Source organism: Clostridium sp. LIBA-8841 (assembly GCF_057782475.1).
In genome coordinates, this window is the sequence record NZ_CM173488.1 from 14,399 (window position 1) to 35,016 (window position 20,618).

The 20,618-nt window shown below is 28.0% G+C and carries 13 protein-coding genes, 6 tRNA genes, 1 rRNA gene and 1 other annotated feature; of the genes, 18 read left to right on the forward strand and 2 right to left on the reverse strand.

The window, feature by feature from the left end:
* Positions 1 to 61: 61 nt before the first annotated feature.
* The 14 genes from rrf (at position 62) to AC2A4K_RS00115 (ending at position 9,687) form a co-directional block, all read left to right on the forward strand.
* Positions 62 to 180, forward strand: a 5S ribosomal RNA gene (gene rrf, locus AC2A4K_RS00050).
* Positions 181 to 185: 5 nt separating this feature from the next.
* A tRNA-Ile gene (locus AC2A4K_RS00055) sits at positions 186 to 262 on the forward strand.
* A 5-nt stretch (positions 263 to 267) separates the two neighbouring features.
* Positions 268 to 343: transfer RNA gene (locus tag AC2A4K_RS00060), tRNA-Ala, on the forward strand.
* A gap of 273 nt (positions 344 to 616) precedes the next feature.
* Positions 617 to 1,120, forward strand: a complete 504-nt coding sequence (locus AC2A4K_RS00065; protein ID WP_322505349.1) for an HD domain-containing protein — start codon at positions 617 to 619, stop codon at positions 1,118 to 1,120.
* A gap of 150 nt (positions 1,121 to 1,270) precedes the next feature.
* A complete protein-coding gene (locus AC2A4K_RS00070) occupies positions 1,271 to 4,027 on the forward strand; it encodes a UPF0182 family protein (protein ID WP_322505350.1) in 2,757 nt (918 codons plus the stop codon).
* A 172-nt stretch (positions 4,028 to 4,199) separates the two neighbouring features.
* Complete coding sequence (locus AC2A4K_RS00075) at positions 4,200 to 5,594, forward strand: NAD(P)/FAD-dependent oxidoreductase (RefSeq protein ID WP_322505351.1); 1,395 nt, start codon at positions 4,200 to 4,202, stop codon at positions 5,592 to 5,594.
* A 13-nt stretch (positions 5,595 to 5,607) separates the two neighbouring features.
* On the forward strand, positions 5,608 to 5,841 hold the full coding sequence (locus AC2A4K_RS00080) for a DUF1667 domain-containing protein (RefSeq protein WP_322505352.1): 234 nt from the start codon (positions 5,608 to 5,610) through the stop codon (positions 5,839 to 5,841).
* 57 nt (positions 5,842 to 5,898) lie between these two features.
* Positions 5,899 to 6,102, forward strand: a binding site (T-box leader).
* A gap of 85 nt (positions 6,103 to 6,187) precedes the next feature.
* Entirely contained in the window at positions 6,188 to 7,465 is a 1,278-nt protein-coding gene (gene serS, locus AC2A4K_RS00085) for a serine--tRNA ligase (protein ID WP_322505353.1), read from the forward strand.
* A gap of 197 nt (positions 7,466 to 7,662) precedes the next feature.
* Positions 7,663 to 8,511, forward strand: coding sequence for a hypothetical protein (locus AC2A4K_RS00090; protein ID WP_322505354.1), 849 nt, complete (start codon positions 7,663 to 7,665; stop codon positions 8,509 to 8,511).
* A 113-nt stretch (positions 8,512 to 8,624) separates the two neighbouring features.
* Positions 8,625 to 8,715: transfer RNA gene (locus AC2A4K_RS00095), tRNA-Ser, on the forward strand.
* Between the two features lie 33 nt (positions 8,716 to 8,748).
* Positions 8,749 to 8,839: transfer RNA gene (locus AC2A4K_RS00100), tRNA-Ser, on the forward strand.
* A 286-nt stretch (positions 8,840 to 9,125) separates the two neighbouring features.
* Positions 9,126 to 9,392 (forward strand): hypothetical protein, encoded by a 267-nt coding sequence (locus AC2A4K_RS00105; RefSeq protein ID WP_322505355.1) that lies wholly within the window; start codon positions 9,126 to 9,128, stop codon positions 9,390 to 9,392.
* A gap of 107 nt (positions 9,393 to 9,499) precedes the next feature.
* A tRNA-Ser gene (locus tag AC2A4K_RS00110) sits at positions 9,500 to 9,590 on the forward strand.
* A gap of 5 nt (positions 9,591 to 9,595) precedes the next feature.
* Positions 9,596 to 9,687: transfer RNA gene (locus AC2A4K_RS00115), tRNA-Ser, on the forward strand.
* A gap of 37 nt (positions 9,688 to 9,724) precedes the next feature.
* Here the strand turns inward: AC2A4K_RS00115 and AC2A4K_RS00120 are convergent.
* Positions 9,725 to 9,907, reverse strand: a complete 183-nt coding sequence (locus AC2A4K_RS00120) for a hypothetical protein (RefSeq protein WP_322505356.1) — start codon at positions 9,905 to 9,907, stop codon at positions 9,725 to 9,727.
* Positions 9,908 to 10,103: 196 nt separating this feature from the next.
* On the opposite strand from AC2A4K_RS00120, the gene AC2A4K_RS00125 reads away from it, so the two are divergent.
* On the forward strand, positions 10,104 to 10,985 hold the full coding sequence (locus AC2A4K_RS00125; protein ID WP_322505357.1) for a metallophosphoesterase: 882 nt from the start codon (positions 10,104 to 10,106) through the stop codon (positions 10,983 to 10,985).
* A gap of 89 nt (positions 10,986 to 11,074) precedes the next feature.
* Here AC2A4K_RS00125 and AC2A4K_RS00130 read toward each other — a convergent pair whose 3' ends face one another.
* Positions 11,075 to 11,239 (reverse strand): hypothetical protein, encoded by a 165-nt coding sequence (locus AC2A4K_RS00130; RefSeq protein ID WP_322505358.1) that lies wholly within the window; start codon positions 11,237 to 11,239, stop codon positions 11,075 to 11,077.
* Positions 11,240 to 11,457: 218 nt separating this feature from the next.
* Between AC2A4K_RS00130 and addB the strand changes: the two genes are divergently transcribed.
* The 3 genes from addB (at position 11,458) to AC2A4K_RS00145 (ending at position 20,553) form a co-directional block, all read left to right on the forward strand.
* A complete protein-coding gene (addB, locus tag AC2A4K_RS00135) occupies positions 11,458 to 14,934 on the forward strand; it encodes a helicase-exonuclease AddAB subunit AddB (protein WP_322505359.1) in 3,477 nt (1,158 codons plus the stop codon).
* Complete coding sequence (gene addA, locus AC2A4K_RS00140) at positions 14,924 to 18,745, forward strand: helicase-exonuclease AddAB subunit AddA (RefSeq protein ID WP_322505360.1); 3,822 nt, start codon at positions 14,924 to 14,926, stop codon at positions 18,743 to 18,745. Before addB ends, addA begins: the two co-directional genes overlap by 11 nt.
* Before the next feature lie 149 nt (positions 18,746 to 18,894).
* Entirely contained in the window at positions 18,895 to 20,553 is a 1,659-nt protein-coding gene (locus tag AC2A4K_RS00145; protein WP_322505361.1) for a GGDEF domain-containing protein, read from the forward strand.
* Positions 20,554 to 20,618: the final 65 nt, after the last annotated feature.

Here is a 20,618-nt window from a genome sequence, read left to right on the forward strand (position 1 = left end):
AACAAAATCTTTCAAAAATATGTTGACAAATTATTAGAGATTTGATAACATATACATGTCATCTGGTGATGATGCTCTTTAGGGTAACACCCGTTTTCCATTCCGAACACGAAGGTTAAGCCTATTGAGGCCGATGGTACTGCACGGGAGACTGTGTGGGAGAGTAGGTGGTTGCCAGGTAATATGGATCTTTAGCTCAGTTGGTTAGAGCAACCGGCTCATAACCGGTAGGTCCGGGGTTCGAGTCCCTGAAGGTCCACCATTTTTGGGGGTATAGCTCAGTTGGGAGAGCACCTGCCTTGCACGCAGGGGGTCAAGAGTTCGAATCTCTTTATCTCCACCAAAAACTCTAAACATTTGTTTAGAGTTTTTTTATTGTCTTAAATACATATACAATTCTAAAGAATCTAAAATGTTCAAAATAATCTTAAAAATTTTCCACATAAATTATAAAAAACTAACAAGTTATCCACAGGAAATATGTGAGTTATATACATATAAACATTTAGTTAGTGGATAAATATATTAACGGAAAGATAATATATAATAATTATCTTTATATGTTATAATTTACAATATTAATATCTTTAATAAGAACAGAAGGTGAATACCTAATATGACTTACAGAATAAAGCAATTCTTTTGGGCTATTTCAGCTAATTTTAAAGAGCTAGATTATGCTTATGTAGAATGCTTTTTAACTGAGTACGAGTTACACCTTTTTAAAAAACTTAAAAAAGGTGAGCAGCTACATTGTATAAAAGTTTCTAGGGATTGTGTTAGATTAGCTAGAGCTAAAGGAATTAACTCAGATATACAATTAAGAAAAGTTTCTAAATTAGGATTATTACATGATATAGGAAAACTATATTATCCATTAAATGTGATGACTAAATCTTTTTTAATTTTGGGAAAAAGATTATCTAATAATGAAATAAGAAAGTTTCAAAATATAAAAGCTATATATATTTACTATAATCATGGAGATAAAGCATTTAATTATCTAAGAGAAAATGATTATGATCCAGATTTTATAGAAGCAATTAAGGGACATCATTCTATGAAGAGTGGGAATAATATATTGCTAGATATATTAAAAGAAGCAGATGATATGAATTAATTTAAAAAAATATTTTTTATAGAATTTATAAATATAATTTTCTATATAGATTTTATTAAAGTTCAGAGGTTATTAATATATATCTGAATTTTAATAAAGTTTTATTTTAAGTATATATATGAAATATTAAAAATTTAAGGAGGGGAAATTTTGAAAAATAAGATACTAAATATAGTTCTTATGAGTGTCTTACTTCTAGTTGTAATTTTATTAGTTTCAACTAACTTTATTATTAATGTTCAATGGTTTAAAGAAGTAGGATATTTAGATGTGTTTTTTACTAAATTAGTGGCTATATGCAAATTATTTATACCTATATTTATAGTATATTTTGCTGTTATAGCTATATATCTTTTTTCTTTGAGAAAAAGTATAAATAATTTAGTGGGGGAATCTAAGTTTAAATCAATTAAAAAATATTTCTTGTTATTAAATTTAGGAATATCAGTATTAGGAGCTGGAGCTACTGCAGCAACTCAGTGGTATAAAATTCTTCAATTTACTAATGCAGTTCCTTTTGGAGAAGTAGATCCTATATTTAACAAAGATATATCTTTTTATGTTTTTAAACTTCCATTAGTACAATCTATTTTTAATGCTACTATATCATTAATAGTTATATTAGCTATTATAACAGTTTTAATCTATTTAGCGTTAGGTCTTAAAGATAAATTCTATCAAAACCAAGATAATGTTATAAGTATAAATAATAGGGTTGATGGTATAAGAAAATTTGCGGGAAAACAACTAGCAGTGTTAGCATCAATATTAGCATTACTTATAGCTGGTGGTTACTTATTAAAATCATATAATTTAGTTTATAGTACTAGGGGAGTAGTCTATGGAGCAAGCTATACAGATGTTAAGATAACATTATTATTTTATAAGGTTATAGCTGTAGCCTGCGTAATATCTTCAATAATAGTTTTTGTTTCAATATTAAGGACAAAATTTAGACCAATAATAATATCAATTGCGGCAATTGCTGTACTTATTGTTTTAGAGCCTGTAGTAGCGATTCTTACTCAACAGTTTTTTGTTAAACCAAATGAAATGGAGTTAGAAAAACCGTATATTTCTTATAATATTGAGGCGACTAAGAAGGCTTTTAATATTGATAATATTGCAGTAAAAGAAATGGAGCCTAATGAGAATATAACTAGCCAAGAGTTAGAAGATAATAAGGATATAATTGAAAACTTGAAGGTTAATTCAACAGGCCCTCTACTAAGTTTCTATCAACAAGTTCAACTTATAAAAAATTACTATCAATTTAATGATACTGATACAGATAGATATGATATAAATGGAAAATATACTCAAGTATTTATTTCACCAAGAGAAATAAATAGAGAAGCTATGACTACATGGCAAAATAAACATCTTAGATATACTCATGGGTATGGAGTAGCTATGAGTAGGGTTAATAGTGTAACAGAAGCTGGACAACCTGATTTCGTTATGAAAGATATACCAACAGTTAACAATACAGATATCAATCTTGAGAATCCAAGAATATATTTTGGTGAAGGGGATAATGATTATGTTATTGTAAATACTGAAGGTGGTGAATTTGATTATCCAACAGGAGATACTGAAAATACATTTAATTATAATGGAACTGGTGGAATAAAAATGACACCTTTTAATAGATTATTATTTAGTATTTACGAAAAGAGTCCTAAAATAATAATGTCTAGTTCTATAACATCAGAAAGTAGAATAATTCTTAACCGTAATATAGTTGATAGAGTTCAAGCAATAGCGCCTTTCTTAACTTATGATAGTGATCCATATGTGGTAATTCATGATGGAAGGTTAGTTTGGATGATGGATGCATATACAACAACAGATAAATATCCTTTATCAGAGCCTCATGAAGGAATAAACTATATAAGAAACTCTGTTAAGGTTGTTGTAGATGCTTTTAATGGAGATGTTAATTTCTATATAGCAGATGAAAATGATCCTATAATTGAGTGTTACTCAAAAATATATAAAGGTTTATTTAAACCTATGTCTGAAATGCCTCAGGATTTAAAGGAACATTTCAGATATCCTCAAAACTTATTTGAACTACAAAGTAAGGTTTTAACAAAGTACCATTTAGATGATCCTATTAAATTATTCACTGAAGAAGATTTATGGGATAGATCTTTAGAGGTTCTTAAACATGGAGGAGAAAGTTCAAGTCAGGAAGATGAAGGAAATGGAAAGTCAATTTTCGGTAGTGTAAGAGAATCTAAAAATAATGAATCTGAAAATGAAGGACTTTATCTTATGACAAAGTTACCTGGAGAAGAGAATGTTGAAATGATGCTTTTAGATTATTTTAATATGAGAGGCAAACAAAGTATGGTGGCTCTTCTTGGAGCAAGAATGGATGGAGATAACTATGGTGAATTAGTAATGTACAAGTTCCCTCCTCAAAGAACTATATATAGTCCAATTCTATTTAAGAATAGAATACAACAAGATCCTAATATATCTAAGGAAATAAGTCTTTGGACTGGAAAAGGATCAGAGGTTATATATGGTGATATAATTATTGTTCCTATAGATGACTCTTTATTATATTTGAATACAATTTATTTAAAAGCTGATTCAGGAAATGGTATGCCTGAAATGAAGAGAGTTATACTTTCTAATGGTGATAAAATAGTTATAGAAGAAAATGTTGAAAAGGCATTACTAAAATTATTTAATTATAGTTCACCAGGAGAGGGAGAAAATTCTAATATAAATGGAAATACTACGAATGAAGCACCAGTAAATAATGGCGGAGTAAAAGAGGCTGCTGATTTATTTAATAAGGCTATAGAGGCGCAAAAGAATGGTGATTGGGCTTCATATGGTGAATTTATAAATCAATTAGGAGATATTTTAAATAAAATATCACAAGAATAATAAAAATAATATGAGTGTATTAAATATTTTTTAGAATTTTTATATTAAAATTCTAAGGAGTGTTTAAACACTCCTTTTTATATGTTTATAATTTTACTAATATTTATAATAGTTTTTGGAATTTATGATATAATTTTTAGTGGAAGATATCTAAGAGCTAGGGGTGAAACATATGGATTATGATGTGTTGATATTAGGTGGAGGAATCATAGGATGCTCTGTTGCATATGAGTTATCAAAATATAACTTAAACATAGCTCTTATAGAGAAAGATTTTGATATTGCAGATGATGTTTCCTTTGTTAATACAGCAATTGTATATGATGGTTCTGAATGTAAGGATAATTTAATGGGTTATTTAGAAAATATGGGAAACACGATGTTACCTGAAATAACTAAAAAATTAAATGTTCCATTTAAAAGAGTAGGCCATTTAACTATAGCTGAAAATGATGAGACGGTTAGAATAATTGAAGAGAACTATAGAAGAGCTAAATCTAGAGGAATAAATAATATTTACTTAGTTGATGAGAAAAGAGCAAGAGAAATAGAACCTAACTATAAGGGTGAAATAAAAAAAGCTATATACTCAGAAAATATAGCAGTTACAAGTCCATATGATTTGGCAATAGGGTTTGCAGAAATAGCTTATGATAATGGAGTAAGCTTCAGACTAGAGGAAATAGTTTTAGATATTCAAGGTATAGCAAAAGGATTTAGAGTAACTACAAATAAAAATAAGTTTACTTGCAGATTTGTTATTAATACAACGCCAGGTGAGCATTATACCATAGATCAAGATAAAGATTATGAGCAAAAAAATGCTTTAAAAACTTATTATTTATTATTAAATGATGAAATAAAAGAAAAAACATCAAATATAGTTGTCAAACTAAAAAATAAGGAAGAATTTATAATCCAAAAAAATACTGTTAATGGAGATACGTTAATTGGTATAAATTCAAATCAGTCATTAGGATTTATGAAATCCTTAAAATTAGCTAAAGAAATGATAAATAGCATTAGTAGAAAAAATGTTAAAGATATTTTTTATGATGATCATAGTAACGATAGAATGATTATAGATGATAGTAGAAAGAATAATGGATATATAAAGGTTATGGGAAAACATTACGGAGAAGTTACCATAGCTCCTGCTGTATCAAAAATAATATGTGATGAAATAATTGAAAAATTAAATTGTAGTTTAAATAAAAATTTTGTAGATAAAAGAAGAGAATTTTATCGTTTTAGAGAATTATCAGATGAAGAAAGAAATGAGCTTATATCCTTAGATAAGAGATATGGAAAAATAGTATGTCTTTGTAATGGTATTAGTGAAGGAGAAATAGTAGATTGTATTAGACGTCCTTTAGGGGCAAGAACCGTTGAAGGCGTAAAAAGAAGAACAGGTGCTACCTTTGGAACTTGCCATGGAGCTTATTGCATAAGTAAAATAATAAATATATTAGCGAGAGAGCTTGATAAAAAGCCAACAGAAATAGTTGAGGATTCTAAAAATTCTAAGGTTTTAGCATCTAGAATTAAGGAGTTTAATAGAGTCTAAAGGGGTGTTTTTAATGCATAAAGATATATTTACTAGTGTTGTTAGAGTTAGAGGGTCTAAAAAATATAATGTAGTGCCTGTGAAAAGCAACAAACCAGTTGAAATGTCTAAATGGATTGATTTTTCAAGTGTTTTAAGTAGATTATATGTTGGAGTACCTACTAAAAGTGGAAATGTGGTCTGTAAGAATATAATGAATACAGGAGTAGACATTATATGCACAAAAAATCTACCAAAAGATAGTTAAGAATTGACAAAAGACAAATATTAAAGTATATTTTTTATATATTAAGTTTAAGTTAATATTAAACCTGTGAGCAGGCTAGTAATGTTATATATTGCTTTCAGAGAGCTAGTGGTTGGTGTGAACTAGTACAATATTTTCATGAATCCACCTGTGAGGGACTGTGATGAGCAGTACGGAATTAACCGTTAAAGTTTTTAAGAGGATAAAATATTTTATGTTTTATCAATTAGGGTGGCAACGCGGAGTCTTTTCGTCCCTTTTTATAGGGAACGAAGGCTCCTTTTTTATATATTTTTTTAGTTAATAAAATTTTTAATATAAATAAAGTTCTGAAAGGAGAATGGAAATGTTAGATTTAAAAAAGTTAAGAAGTAATACTGAAGAAGTAAAAAATGCTTTATCTAATAGAGGAGAAGATTTCGACGTAAATGTTATAGACGAAGTTATAGCTTTAGATGAAGAAAGAAGAAAAATATTAGTTGATGTTGAGGCTTTAAAAAAGCAAAGAAATGAAGTATCAGCTGAAATTCCAAAGAGAAAGAAAGCTGGAGAAGACGTTACTGAAGTAATGGCTGAAATGAGAGAAATAGGAGATAAAATCAAAGCTGATGATGCTAGAGTTGCTGAGTTAAATGATAAAATCAACTATATCATGTTAAGAATCCCTAACATACCAAACCCATCTGTTCCAGAAGGAGAAACTGATGAGGATAATGTTGAAATAAAAAGATGGGGAGAACCTACTAAATTCAACTTTGAACCGAAAGCTCACTGGGATTTAGGAACAGATTTAGATCTTTTAGACTTCGAAAGAGGTGGAAAAGTTGCTGGATCAAGATTCACAGTTTATAAAGGAATGGGTGCTAGATTAGAAAGATCTATAATAAACTTCTTCTTAGATAAACACACATTTGAAAATGGATATACTGAAGTATTACCTCCATACATGGTAAACAGAGATAGTATGACTGGTACAGGTCAACTTCCAAAATTCGAAGAAGATGCTTTTAAAGTAGAAAACAATGGATATTTCTTAATACCAACAGCTGAGGTTCCTGTAACAAACATGTACAGAAACGAAACTTTAGAAGGAGATAAACTTCCAATAAAACACGCTGCATACAGTGCTTGCTTCAGAGCAGAAGCTGGATCTGCAGGAAGAGATACAAGAGGTCTTATAAGACAACACCAATTCAATAAAGTTGAGTTAGTTAAGTTCTGTAAGCCAGAAGATAGCTATAAGGAATTAGATAAATTAGTTCAAGACGCTGAATCTGTATTACAAGCTTTAGGATTACCATATAGAATAGTTAGAATATGCAAAGGTGACTTAGGATTTACAGCTGCATTAAAATATGACATAGAAGTTTGGATGCCAAGCTACAATAGATATGTTGAAATTTCAAGTTGTTCAAACTTTGAAGATTTCCAAGCTAGAAGAGCTAACATAAAATTCAAAAACTCTCCAAAAGAAAAACCACAATTTGTTCATACATTAAACGGATCAGGAGTTGCTATCGGAAGAACTGTAGCTGCTATATTAGAAAACTACCAACAAGAAGATGGTTCAGTAGTTATACCAGAAGCTTTAAAAGAATATATGAGATGTGACTTGTTAAAGTAATATTTATTATTTAGAAGACTAAAGTAATTTGAATAAATTTATATAAAACATAATAGATGTCATATTATATGATTTAAATCTATAATATCAAAATTATAAAAACGGTATTTAAAATACCGTTTTTATTTTTATAGTATCAAAAAAATCTTAATTAACATATTATAAATTAGGTTTAAATTAAAGTGAGGTGTACTATTATGGATAACTATGGATATGATTATGAAAATGAATACGATAGATATGAAAAAGGATATCGCAAATATAAAAAGTCAGAATATGAAAAGGAAGATGACAGATGCAAAGAAGACTGGCGCAAATGCAAAAAGTCAAAATGCGAAAAAGAATGCGATAAATGTAAAGAAGAATGTTGCAGATGCTGTGAAAAAGAATGGGATAAGTGTAAAGAAGACTGTTGCAAATGCAAAAAGTCAAAATGCGAAAAAGAATGCGAAAAACGTAAAGAAGAATGTTGCAAATGCTGTGAAAAAAAATGCGATAAATGTAAAGATGAATGGTGCAAATGCTGTGAAAAAGAATGCGATAAATGTAAAGATGAATGTCGCAAACGTTGTGAAAAAGAATGGGATAAATGTAAAGAAGAATGTCGCAAATGCTGTGAAAAAGAATGTTGCAAATGTAAAGAAGACTGTTGCAAATGCAAAGAGTCAGAGTGTGAAAAGGAAGACGATAAGTGTAAAAAAGACTGTGATAAATGTAAATGGTTAGAGAAAAAATCTGAAGATTTAACTAAAGAAGCTACTAAGATTAATAAAGCTGTTAAAGAAAAAGTTAAAAAAGCAAAAGAAGTTAAAAAAGAAATTGATGAATTAAAAGAAGAATTAGAATGCTTAATGAGAAAAGAAAAGGCTTTATTATGCGAAGCGATGGAATTAGATGAATTATTAGAAAGAACAGTTTATGAGGCATTTAAGTATTTGTATGCTACAATTGATTGTTATAAAAATTGTAAGGATAAAGATAAAGACAAAGAGTGCTGTTGTAAATGTTGCTGTAAATGCAAAAAAGAAAGAGATTATGAAGATTAATTAAATCGAATAAGAGATATTATGATAGAGATACTATAATATAGTATCTCTTATTTTTTTATAAAAAGTGTTGACATAAATTTAAACAGTTGATATAATAATTAACGTACCGCGGAGAGATGGTCGAGTTGGTTTAAGGCACCGGTCTTGAAAACCGGCGTGCGTGTGAGCGTACCATGGGTTCGAATCCCATTCTCTCCGCCATTTTTTTTACAAAAAATAAAAATGGAATATTGTGGAGAATTACTCAAGTGGCTGAAGAGGCTCCCCTGCTAAGGGAGTAGGTCGGGCAACCGGCGCCCGGGTTCAAATCCCGGATTCTCCGCCAAAGCATCTAGTTTTACTAGATGCTTTTATTTATGTTTATATAAAAAATATGATATTATGTTAAAATATAATTTACTTTACGTTGAATTTTAGATAAACTTTCTTATGGTAACAAAATTTTTATTTTATATTTTAAGATTAAATATTAGTCAATAATAAATGAGTCTATCAATAATTTTTATTACAACTATTAAAATTATTAATATAAAATTTATACATAATATAATTTTTTTATTAATTTAAAATGTATAATTTAAGTATATGAATTTTTATTGGGAGGAGATATTTTGAAAGGATCATCAGGACCAGTTAGAGCTAAAAAACCTAAAAAGTCAACAGCGTATACACTATCTATATATTTAGGATGGAGTAGTATTTTTGCAGCATTATACTTTTTCATGCTTGGATTACCTTTTTCAATTCCAGGAATTATTGCTGGGTACATAGCTTTTAAAAAGCACAATGAAAGTAAGTTTCCTTTAATATTAAATATAATAGGGTTTGTATTAACAGTATTCACTTGGATATTATTTATGAAAATACCTTTACAATAATTAATTACGTAATAAAGAGATACTATAATAATAAAATTAGTATCTTTTTTAAAAAAAATAGTTGACATATAAATCAAAAATGATATAATAATAAATGTGTCAAGTATGGAGAGATGGTCGAGTTGGTTTAAGGCACCGGTCTTGAAAACCGGCGTGCGTGTGAGCGTACCATGGGTTCGAATCCCATTCTCTCCGCCACAAGTGGAGAATTACTCAAGTGGCTGAAGAGGCTCCCCTGCTAAGGGAGTAGGTCGTGTTAAGCGGCGCCCGGGTTCAAATCCCGGATTCTCCGCCAAAGCATCTAGTTTTACTAGATGCTTTTTTTATTTTACTTAATCTTTATTTCTTTTAGAAAAATCATGTTCTCTAAGACATTCTTTAATCAATAATTTAAGCTTTTCATTATCATCATCTAACAGTTCAATAAATATTTCTTTTAAAACTTTTTTAAAGAATACTTTCAATAGAATATAGAAGATACAAATAAAAAATACTAAGTAAAAAAATATATCCATATAAATTTCCTCCTTTAACTCTTAATATTATACTATTATTTTCTGTAATAGGAATTAAAAGGATTATAAAATCTTTTTATAACATAGATCAGATATTGTTTTTTTATTTGTGATAAATTACTTATTAATCAATTGGTATCTATTACTTAAAAAGAAACATAAGATATATATGAAGTAATATTATATGGAGTTATTAATGAGAGTTGAAAAATTAAATGAATTAAAAAATAATTCTAAAAGAATTGTTTTTAACAATGATTCTAAAATAGTTTTTTTTAGTGACTGTCATAGAGGGGATGGAACATATAAGGATAGCTTGGCTCCTAATATTAACATATATCTAACGGCACTTAGGTATTATCATAAAAATAAATTTACTTATATAGAAGTTGGAGACGGAGATGAACTTTGGAAGTTTAAGAATTTACAAGAAATATATGATATGAATCATGATGTATATGAAGTTTTAGATGATTTCAAAGAAAAAAATAGGCTTTATATGATATATGGAAATCATGATAAAGATAAAAGTAAAATAAAATTTTTAAGAAAAAATAAAAGAAGAAATAGGCGAAATCATTCTGCTTGTGATTTTTATAGTACATTAGAAATATATGAATCATTAGTTCTAGTACATGAGGAGAGCAAGAGAGATTTCTTTATATTACATGGACATCAAGTAGATTTTTTAAATAATGAATTGGCTTTTCTATCAAAATTTTTAGTTAGATATGTATGGGCTATTTTAGAGGCTTTTATGGGATTTAAAGATCCTATAAGTCCTGCTAAGAGTAATAATAAAAGAGATAAATTTGATGAAAAAATAATTAATTGGGCTGAAGAAAATGATACAAGAGTTGTTCTTGGACATACTCATAAAACTTTATTTCCAAGAAGTAGGAATGATTCAACATATTTCAATATAGGATGTTGTGTGCTTCCTAGAACTGTTACGGCTATTGAGATTGAAAGAGGAGAAATTGCTCTAATAAAATGGACAATAAAAGTTGATGAAAAAGGTTCATTGTTTGTTGGAAGAGATATTATTGGTGGACCTACTAAAATACAGAACTATTAAAAAGAAAACTCTAATGTTATACACAAAAACATTAGAGTTTTTAGATTATTTGTTGATAATTAAAATTTTTATGTGAATAAGTTAATCTTTTAATTCTTTTTTTCTCCCTTAGCTTTTACTTCATTACGGTGTGCTTTTCTTTGTTTTTCTTCTCTTTCTTGTTTTTCAAGAAAGCATGCCATTGGATTACCAAGGTTGGTTTCAATCTCAGCTGTAGCATCCATTATTTTTTTGAAAGTATTACTTATGTTCATTTAAAACACCCCTTTTGAATAAATAAAAATATTAGTTCTTTTTATAAAATTTATAGATTTCATCATTATTATATACCGTATTGTAAACAATTTCTATAGTAAAATACACGATATATTTTTTTTGTGATATTGCTATTTAAAAGAAAGAAATAAGTATAAAATGTTATTATAATAGGTAATAATTTTGAAATGTATAAATAAATTTTTGAGGTGTAAACATGGGATTAAGAATCATATATGGAAGAGCTGGTACTGGTAAGAGTACTTTTTGTATAAATCAAATAAAAAAGAAGATAAATAATTCACCTGATAATAAATTAATTTTAATTGTTCCAGAGCAATTTACTTTTCAGACTGAGAATAGAATGCTAGAAGCTATAGGAGAAAAGTATGTGTTAAATGCTGAGGTGCTTAGTTTTAAAAGACTTGCACACAAAGTTTTTAATGATTGTGGAGGGGCAACAAGAACAATTATGAGTGATGCTGGTAAAAGCATGCTTATTTTTAAAGTACTAGAAGATTTATCTGATGATATGACAGTTTTTAAAAATGCTTCTAGACAAAAAGGATTTATAGATATAGCTTCCAAAACAATAACTGAGTTTAAAAAATATAACGTAAATAATGAAATTTTGGATTTAACTATAGATCAAATAGAAGATGAAAATCTTAAAATGAAGATGGAAGAATTAAAGGATGTTTTTAATGAATTTAACTCAAAATTACACGAGGGACATATTGATGGAGAAGATCAGTTACTTCTGTTAAATGAAAAACTAGATGGATGTTCTTTATATGATGGAGCTGAAATTTGGATAGATGAGTTTACTTCATTTACTCCAAATCAGTTAAGTGTGATAGGAAAGTTATTAAAGCGAGCTAAGAGCGTTAACATAACTTTATCTATTGATGAGGTAAATTCAGCTAAAGGTGAAAGTGACCTTTTTGTTGCTACAAAAAATACAGAAAAAAGGTTAATGAATTTAATTCAAGAAGAGGGAATAGCTTTTAGTGGATATATTAATTTGAATGAAGATGTCCCATATAGATTCAAAGAAAATAAAGAATTAGAGCATATAGAAAGACAGCTTTATGCTTATCCTTTTAAACAGTATAGAGGAAAAAATGAAAGTTTAAGACTTTATAGAGCAAATAATAATTATGATGAAGTTGAGTTCGTTGCTAAAGATATATTAAGGCTTGTTAGAGAAAAGAAATATAGATTTAAGGATATTTCAATAATATGTAGAGATGTTGATAATTACGAGAAGGTTGTATCAGCTATTTTTACTGAATATGAGATTCCCTATTATATAGATAAGAAAATAGATATAGCTAGTAACCCACTTATTGTTTTTATAAACTCAGCAATAGATATAATAAGTAAAAATTGGACTTATGAAAGTGTGTTTAAATATCTTAAAACTGGATTGATAAAAGAGTTTAGAGGTATTGAGGGTGCGGAGTTTATTGATGAATTAGAAAACTATGTATTGGCCTATGGAATAAAGGGAAAGAAGTGGATGGAAGAGTGGGTTAATTATAGTTCTAGCATTTTAAAAGAAGAAGAAATATCTGAAGAAAATAAACAAAGATTAAGTAGATTAAATGACATTAGAGAAAACATAGTTCATCCTCTAGAAGAATTTAATAAGCAATGTAAGGGAAAGAAAACTTTAAAAGAATTTGCTATAAATTTATATGAATTTATAGATTCTAAATTAGAAATCATGGACACTATAGACCAATATGTTGAATATTTCAAAGAAAATGATATGGCAATTAAGGCAAAAGAGTATTCAGAGGTAAGAGATATTTTCATAGATGTCTTAGAACAGGCAGTTGATGTTCTAGGAAATGAAGTTATGGATTTAAATGAATTTATGAAAGTATTAAATATTGGATTATCTCAATATGAAATGGGATTAATTCCTGTGGCATTAGACCAAGTAAATATAGGAGATATAACTAGAATAAAAAGTAGAGGTGCAAAGGCCTTATATATTATTGGAGTAAATGATGGGGTACTCCCTTCTGCTAATAAAGAAGAAGGAATCTTATCAGATAATGATAGAGAAATCTTATTTGAAAAAGGTGTGTCATTAGCTTCTGATACAAGAACAAAAATGTTTGAAGAACAGTTTTTAGTTTATACAGCCTTTACTATAGCTGAGGAATATTTAGTTGTAACTTATCCTTTAGCAGATTTTGAAGGGAAATCTCAAAGACCATCTATTATAGTTCATAGATTAAAGAAGATACTTCCTAATGTAAAAGAAGAAAGTGAAGGATTTAAATTAATAAATGATAAGTATGAAAAGATTTCTGCTAAGATTCCTACTTTAAATGAACTTATGATAGCAATTAGGAAAAATTATGAGGATATTGAAATAGAGGATTATTGGAAGTATGTTTACGATTGGTATTTAGGTGAACCTAAATGGAAAGAAAAAATAGAATATGTCAAGAAAGGACTTGAATATACTAACCTAACTAATAATATTTCAAAAGAGAAGGCTAAAAGACTTTATGAAGATAATAAAAATAAAATTTCTTTAAGTGTTTCAAGACTAGAAAGATATGCTCAGTGTCCTTTTGCTTACTATATACAATATGGATTAAAGGCTAAAGATAGAAAAATATATGAGTTTACAGCACCTGATTTAGGTAGCTTTATGCATGAAATATTAGATGAATTTACTAATGAAGTTAAGGAGAAAGATTTAAAGTGGAGTGATTTAAGCCATGAAAACTGTAGAAATATAATAAATTCATTAGTTGATAATCAAGTTAAAAATAATAAATCATCCATATTAAATAGTTCAAAGAGATATTCTTATTTCACAGATAGATTTAAGAGAATTCTTACAAAATCAGTTATGGTAATCAGTGAACAAATGAAGAGAAGTGACTTTGAAATCTACAAAAATGAGTTAGCGTTTGGATTTTCGAAAGATGTTAATTCTATAAAGCTTGATCTTTCTTCAGGAGAGAGTTTTTATTTAAATGGAAGAATAGATAGAGTTGATAAATTAAATTTAGATGGTGAAACATATTTAAGAGTTATAGATTATAAAACTGGTTCAAAAAAATTTGACTTAAATAAATTTTATAATGGTCTTCAAATACAACTTTTAGTTTACTTAGATGCTCTTATAAATAATTCAGAAAATATAGTTGAAAATCAGGCTATGCCAGGGGCTATCCTTTATTTTAGAATAGATGACCCTATATTAAAATCTAAAGGAGACTTAACAGAGGAAGAAATAAAAGAAGAGGTTTTAAAAGAGTTAAAATTAGAGGGGCTTTTACTTGATGATGTAAAAGTTATTAAGGCTATGGATAATAGCTTAGAGCCTGGAATGCACTCACTTATAATACCTGCAAATATGAAAAAGGCAGGAGATTTAGGAAAAAATAAGGCATTAATAACTATGGAACAATTTGAGTTATTAAGAAAATATGTTAATGAAAAAATGGTTGAGATATGCCAAAACATGATAGAGGGTAAAATTGATATAGAGCCATGTAAGGAAAATAAAAATATAGTATGTGATTATTGTAATTACTCACACATATGTCAATTTGATTCTAGCTTAGAGGATAATAGATATAAGGTTATTGCAAAGAAAAAAGAAGAAGAGATATGGAAGAGTATAAACGAAAAAGTAGGCGGTGAAGTAAATGGGGACTAAATGGACTAAAGAACAAGAATTAGCTATAAATACTAGAAAATGCAACCTTTTAGTTGCTGCTGCGGCTGGCTCTGGAAAAACGGCTGTACTAGTTGAAAGAATAATAAAGATGATAACAGAAGGAGAAAATCCTATTGATATAGATAAGTTATTGGTTGTTACATTTACTAATGCTGCTGCTTCTGAAATGAGAGAGAGAATAGGAGATGCCATATCTAAAGCTTTAGAGAAGGATCCTAGTTCTGAAATACTTCAGAGACAATTAGCACTTTTAAATAGAGCTAGTATAACGACTATGCATTCTTTTTGTTTAGAAGTTATAAAAAATAATTTTCACTTAATAGATTTAGATCCTGGCTTTAGAATAGGGGATCAAACAGAATGTGAGCTTATAAAGCAAGATATTTTAGCGGACCTTTTTGAAGATATGTATGCTAAAGATGATGAATGTTTTAAAGATTTAGTTGAAGCTTATGGTGGAAGTAAAAGTGATGATAATTTAAATAGTATAATATTAAAATTTTATAATTTCATAATGAGTGGTCCTTGGCCAGAAAATTGGTTAAATGAGAAAGTAGAGGAGTTTAACATAAATTCCGTAAATGAACTTGAAAGTAAAAAGTGGATAGAAGTTTTAAAAGAAAGTATAAGCTTAGATTTAAATAATGCTTATTCAATGCTTGCTCAGGCTAGAGATATAGCTGAAATGGGAGTAGGACTTGACCCGTATTTAGTAAATATATATCCTGAAATAATCCAAGTTGAAGAGCTTAAACTTGCTTTAAAAGAAGGAATAGTTCCATTTTATAATAAGCTTATGGAAGCAAGTTTTGGAAGGCTAAAATCAGTTAGAAAAACTAGTGTAGATGATGAAAAAGCATTAGTAAAAACTAAAAATCTTAGAGATGACAGTAAAAAAATAATAGAAAATTTAAGGGATAAAGTTTTTGAAACATCTCTAGAAGAAGCAGTTTTAGGAATGCAAAAAATGTATCCTTTAATGAAATGCTTAAGTGGTTTAGTAATTGAATTTTCTAATAGGTATAGAGATAAGAAAAGAGAAAAAGATATTTTAGATTTTAATGACTTAGAGCATCTTTGTTTAGAAATTTTAATAGATAAAGATGAAGATGGTAATATAAAGCCTTCACAGGTTGCTTTAGAATTTAGAGAAAAATTTGAAGAAGTTTTAGTTGATGAATATCAGGATAGTAATACAATTCAAGAAACTATAGTTGGAATGGTATCAAGAAGAGATGTAGAAAATTCTAATGTATTTATGGTTGGTGATGTTAAACAGAGTATATATAAGTTTAGACAAGCGAATCCAGAACTTTTCTTAGATAAATATATTAATTATAGAGAGTTTGAAGATTCAAATAGAAAAATAATGCTTTATAAAAACTTTAGAAGTAGGGAAGAGGTTATAAATGGAGTAAACTACATCTTCCAAACTTTAATGAGTAATACTGTTGGAGAACTTGAGTATGATGAAAAAGAAGCATTAAACTTAGGTGCTAACTATGGCGAGATAAATGAAGAAAATGTAGAGATTTATTATATTGATGAAATACCGAATTTAAAAGTTGCTGGTGATATAGAATTAAATATATTAAATAAGGCAGGTAGTAAAGATGATAATAAAGATTATGGTGATGATGATGGGCAAAGTGAAGAAGAGGAAGATTTAGATAGCATACAATTAGAAGCACGAATAGTTGGTAAAAAAATTAAGGAGTTAATGAATCCTGAAGATGGAAGCACCTATATGGTTTTTGATAAGGATTTAGGAAAGTATAGAAAAATTAAATATAAGGATATTGTAATTTTGCTTAGAGCAACTAAAAACTGGGCTGAAACCTTTGTTGATGAATTAGGAACTGAGGGCATTCCTGTTTATGCTGACACTGGTACAGGATATTTTCAAACTATTGAGATTAGAACAATAATGGCATTACTTCACATAATAGATAACCCAATGCAAGATATTTATATATTATCTGCATTACGTTCACCTATATTTTCATTTACATCTGAAGAATTTGCAGATTTAAGGTTATTAAATAATGATAAATATTTCTTTGAAATAATAAAGGAAGTTGTTGAGGGTACTTATGACGGAACTATCTCTGATGAGTTAAAGGGTAAGTGCAACTATTTCTTAGAGTATTTAAATAAGTGGAGAGAAAAATCTGCTTATATGCCAATAGATGAGTTTATTTGGTTCTTATATTCTGATACATCTTACTATGGATATGTTGGAACAATGCCAAATGGAATTCAAAGGCAAGCTAATTTAAGAATATTATTCCAAAGAGCAAAACAATATGAATCAACAAGTTTCAAAGGGTTATTTAATTTTATAAACTTCATAAATAAACTTAAAAAATCTTCAGGGGATATGGGAAGTGCAAAAATACTTGGAGAAAATGAAGATGTTGTAAGAATAATGAGTATCCATAAAAGTAAGGGGCTAGAATTCCCAGTTGTTATATTAGGTGGAACAGGAAAACAATTTAATAAGATGGATCTAAGAGAAGATATACTTCTTCATGAGACTTTAGGAATAGGAACGAATTGTATAGATGTTAAGAAGAGAATAAAGTATGATACACTTCAAAAACATGCTATAAAGAAAAAATGTGAATTAGAAGTTTTATCAGAAGAAATGAGAATTTTATATGTTGCATTCACAAGAGCTAAGGAGAAATTGATCATAACTGGTGCTGTATCAGATTTAGAAAAATCTTGTGAAAATTGGTGCAAGGCGGGAGCTTCTTCTGAAAACAATAGAATAAGTCCTGGTAGCGTTTTAAAAGGAAAGAGTTATTTAGATTGGATTGGTATGGCATTAACTAAACATAAGGATGGAGATGCTATAAGAAACATTGGTGATGGAGATATAAATTTAAACTTAGATGATAATTCAAACTGGAGTTTTAAAAGTTGGGAAAAAAGTGAACTTTTAAGTACTAATGAAAATAAGCAAGAAAAAAATAATATTGATGCTTTTGAAAGTAGTAATTGGATTGAATCTAAAAAAGATATAAAAGAAGTTATAGAAATAAGAAATAGACTAGGGTTTAAATATAAATATATAGAGTCATGTAATACTCCTTCAAATATTTCTGTAACTGAATTAAAGAGAGCTCATCAAGAAGAAGATTTTATGGAAGAAAGTTATAACATTATTGATAATGACAGTAATGAAGAAAATAAAAAAGAAAAAATAAAAAGAAAGCCAAAGTTCATGGAAGAAAAACAAGAAGAATTTTCAGCGGCTAAAAAAGGAACTATAACTCACTTTGTAATGCAACACATTGATTTAGATAAGGTAATTTATATAAATGAAATAAAAGAAGAAGTTCAAAAGATGGTTCAAAAAGAGCTTTTAACAGAAGAAGAAGGAAAAGTAGTAAATGTTTTTAAAATACAAAAATTCTTTAAAAGCGATTTAGGACAGAGAATGTTGAGTTCATATAAATCAGGTAAAAAGGTTTATAGAGAGCTACCATTTATAACTGAAATTCCAAGTTCCATTGTAGAAAAAAGTCTTGATACTAAAGTTTATGGAAATGAAAAAGTTAGATTACAAGGTATTATAGATGCTTTCTTTGAAGAAGAGGATGGCTATGTTCTTCTAGATTACAAAACTGATTATATTAAAGAAGGAGAAGAGGAGGAGTTTATAAATAAATATAAAATACAAGTTGATTTATATAAAAATACTTTAAATAAAATTTTAGGAGAAGAGGTTAAGGAGTCTTATCTTTACTCATTCTATCTTGAAAAAGAATTGAAAATAAAATAATTTAATTAAAATAAGCAAAGAATTAAATCTTTGCTTATTTCATTTTTGTGCTTAAATTGTTAAAAAAGTTTAAAAATCAACATAGAACAAGACATTTTATGCTAAAATATTGTAAAATAAAGTTAAAAATACTATAAAAAGGTGAAGTTATGAGTAGGTATAAAGTTTTATGTGAGGATTTTAGAATTTATATTCTAGAGAGGTTTCATAATGATTGGGAGAAAGCCATTGATTACTGTGAATATTTAATATCTGAGATTGTAGAAGTGGACGATCTAGAATCTTTAGGTATGATTTATTTTGTTTTAAGTTATCTAAATTCACATGTACTTAATTATAAAAAAACAACTGAGTATGTTGAAAAGGCTGAAAAATTACTTATAAAGCTATCATATGATGAACTTTTACTAGATCTATATGGTATAGTAGCCACTTTTCATAATAAAAAAGGTTACTATAAAATGACGTTTAAGTATGCCTACAAAGGGTTGAAAATAGCTCAGGAGCTTTATGATAAAACTGGAGATAAAGAATGTCAAGATGAACTTATAGCTATAAATTTATTCATGGCAAGTACTTGTTTTAAATTAGGTGTAACAAGTATGGGAAACTTTTATCTTAATGAAGTTGTAGATGTACTTGATCTTAGAGAAATTACTAGAAGTGATATTTTTTATAATTTATATACTTGTTATTACATGAATTCAAATTTTGAGTTAGCAAAAGAAAATGCAGAGAAATGTTTTAATTTAATGAAAAACACAAAGAACAGAACGCCAGAAAAGGGATTAATGGAATGCTTAATACCTATAGTTAAATGTGATATAAAGCTTGGAAATTTAGATTTAGCTTTAAAAAATTTATTTGTTATTGAAGAAAAATTAAATTTTAATAGGGGATATATTTATTTTTTGTATGGTAAAATATACGAAGCCAAGGGAGAAAAGAGAAGAGCAAATGAATATTATATTATAGCATATAAGATGTATGAAAAAGATGAAAGATATTCTGAGGCTTTACGTTCATTAAAAAAAATAATAGATTATTATGAAGAAAAGGAAGATGTACTTAATGAATTAAAGTTTAGAAAATTATTCATGAAGTTTAATAGTAAGGTAAACACTGTAGAGGAAGATTATATGCTATTAGAATGCGTAAGCAAGTTTCATATGGAAAGATTAAATATTGAAAAAGAAAAGGTATTAAGTGCGCAAAAGTTAGCTTATAACAAGGATATTGAAAAACTAGCATATAAACTAATAACCACAGTTGATGAATTAAATAGTGTTCAAAATCAAATTAATGAAAAAAATAAAACGATAAAAGTTATTGCTGAAAGATTAAGCAGAGATTCTATGACGGGAGTTTATAACAAGGAATATATAATAGAAAAAATAAATGAAATAGAGAATAATGAAAATGAATTTTTCATAGCTATGCTTGATTTAGATAATTATAAAAAAATAAATGATAAATATGGTCATTTATTTGGAGATAATGTTTTGAAAGATGTGGCTTGGAGTATCCAAAATGAACTTAGAGAAGGTGACTTTCTAGGACGATTTGGAGGGGAAGAGTTTATTGTAGTTTATAAAAATAAGAGACTTGATTATGTTGTTAGAAGCACAGAACGTATTAGGACAAGTATAGAAAATTTAAGGTGGAAAAATGGTGCTAAATTAACTATTAGTATTGGAGTTGCTAAACATAATTTTAGAAAGAAAAGTGGATATTTAGAAACTTTAAAAAAGGCTGATAAAAATTTATATGAGGCTAAAAATAAAGGGAAAAATATGGTTTGCATTTAAATAGAGAAGAGATTGTATCAAAAGTAGCTAAAAATAAAACTTATTCTAATATACTATTCATGTTA

Excerpts from the sequence above, each read along its gene's own strand:
- serS (WP_322505353.1), top strand. The coding sequence starts at position 6,188 with ATGTTAGATTTAAAAAAGTTAAGAAGTAATACTGAAGAAGTAAAAAAT.
- AC2A4K_RS00065 (WP_322505349.1), top strand. The coding sequence starts at position 617 with ATGACTTACAGAATAAAGCAATTCTTTTGGGCTATTTCAGCTAATTTT.
- AC2A4K_RS00120 (WP_322505356.1), bottom strand. The coding sequence starts at position 9,907 with ATGGATATATTTTTTTACTTAGTATTTTTTATTTGTATCTTCTATATT.
- addA (WP_322505360.1), top strand. The coding sequence starts at position 14,924 with ATGGGGACTAAATGGACTAAAGAACAAGAATTAGCTATAAATACTAGA.
- AC2A4K_RS00075 (WP_322505351.1), top strand. The coding sequence starts at position 4,200 with ATGGATTATGATGTGTTGATATTAGGTGGAGGAATCATAGGATGCTCT.
- AC2A4K_RS00080 (WP_322505352.1), top strand. The coding sequence starts at position 5,608 with ATGCATAAAGATATATTTACTAGTGTTGTTAGAGTTAGAGGGTCTAAA.
- AC2A4K_RS00090 (WP_322505354.1), top strand. The coding sequence starts at position 7,663 with ATGGATAACTATGGATATGATTATGAAAATGAATACGATAGATATGAA.
- AC2A4K_RS00125 (WP_322505357.1), top strand. The coding sequence starts at position 10,104 with ATGAGAGTTGAAAAATTAAATGAATTAAAAAATAATTCTAAAAGAATT.
- AC2A4K_RS00130 (WP_322505358.1), bottom strand. The coding sequence starts at position 11,239 with ATGAACATAAGTAATACTTTCAAAAAAATAATGGATGCTACAGCTGAG.
- addB (WP_322505359.1), top strand. The coding sequence starts at position 11,458 with ATGGGATTAAGAATCATATATGGAAGAGCTGGTACTGGTAAGAGTACT.
- AC2A4K_RS00145 (WP_322505361.1), top strand. The coding sequence starts at position 18,895 with ATGAGTAGGTATAAAGTTTTATGTGAGGATTTTAGAATTTATATTCTA.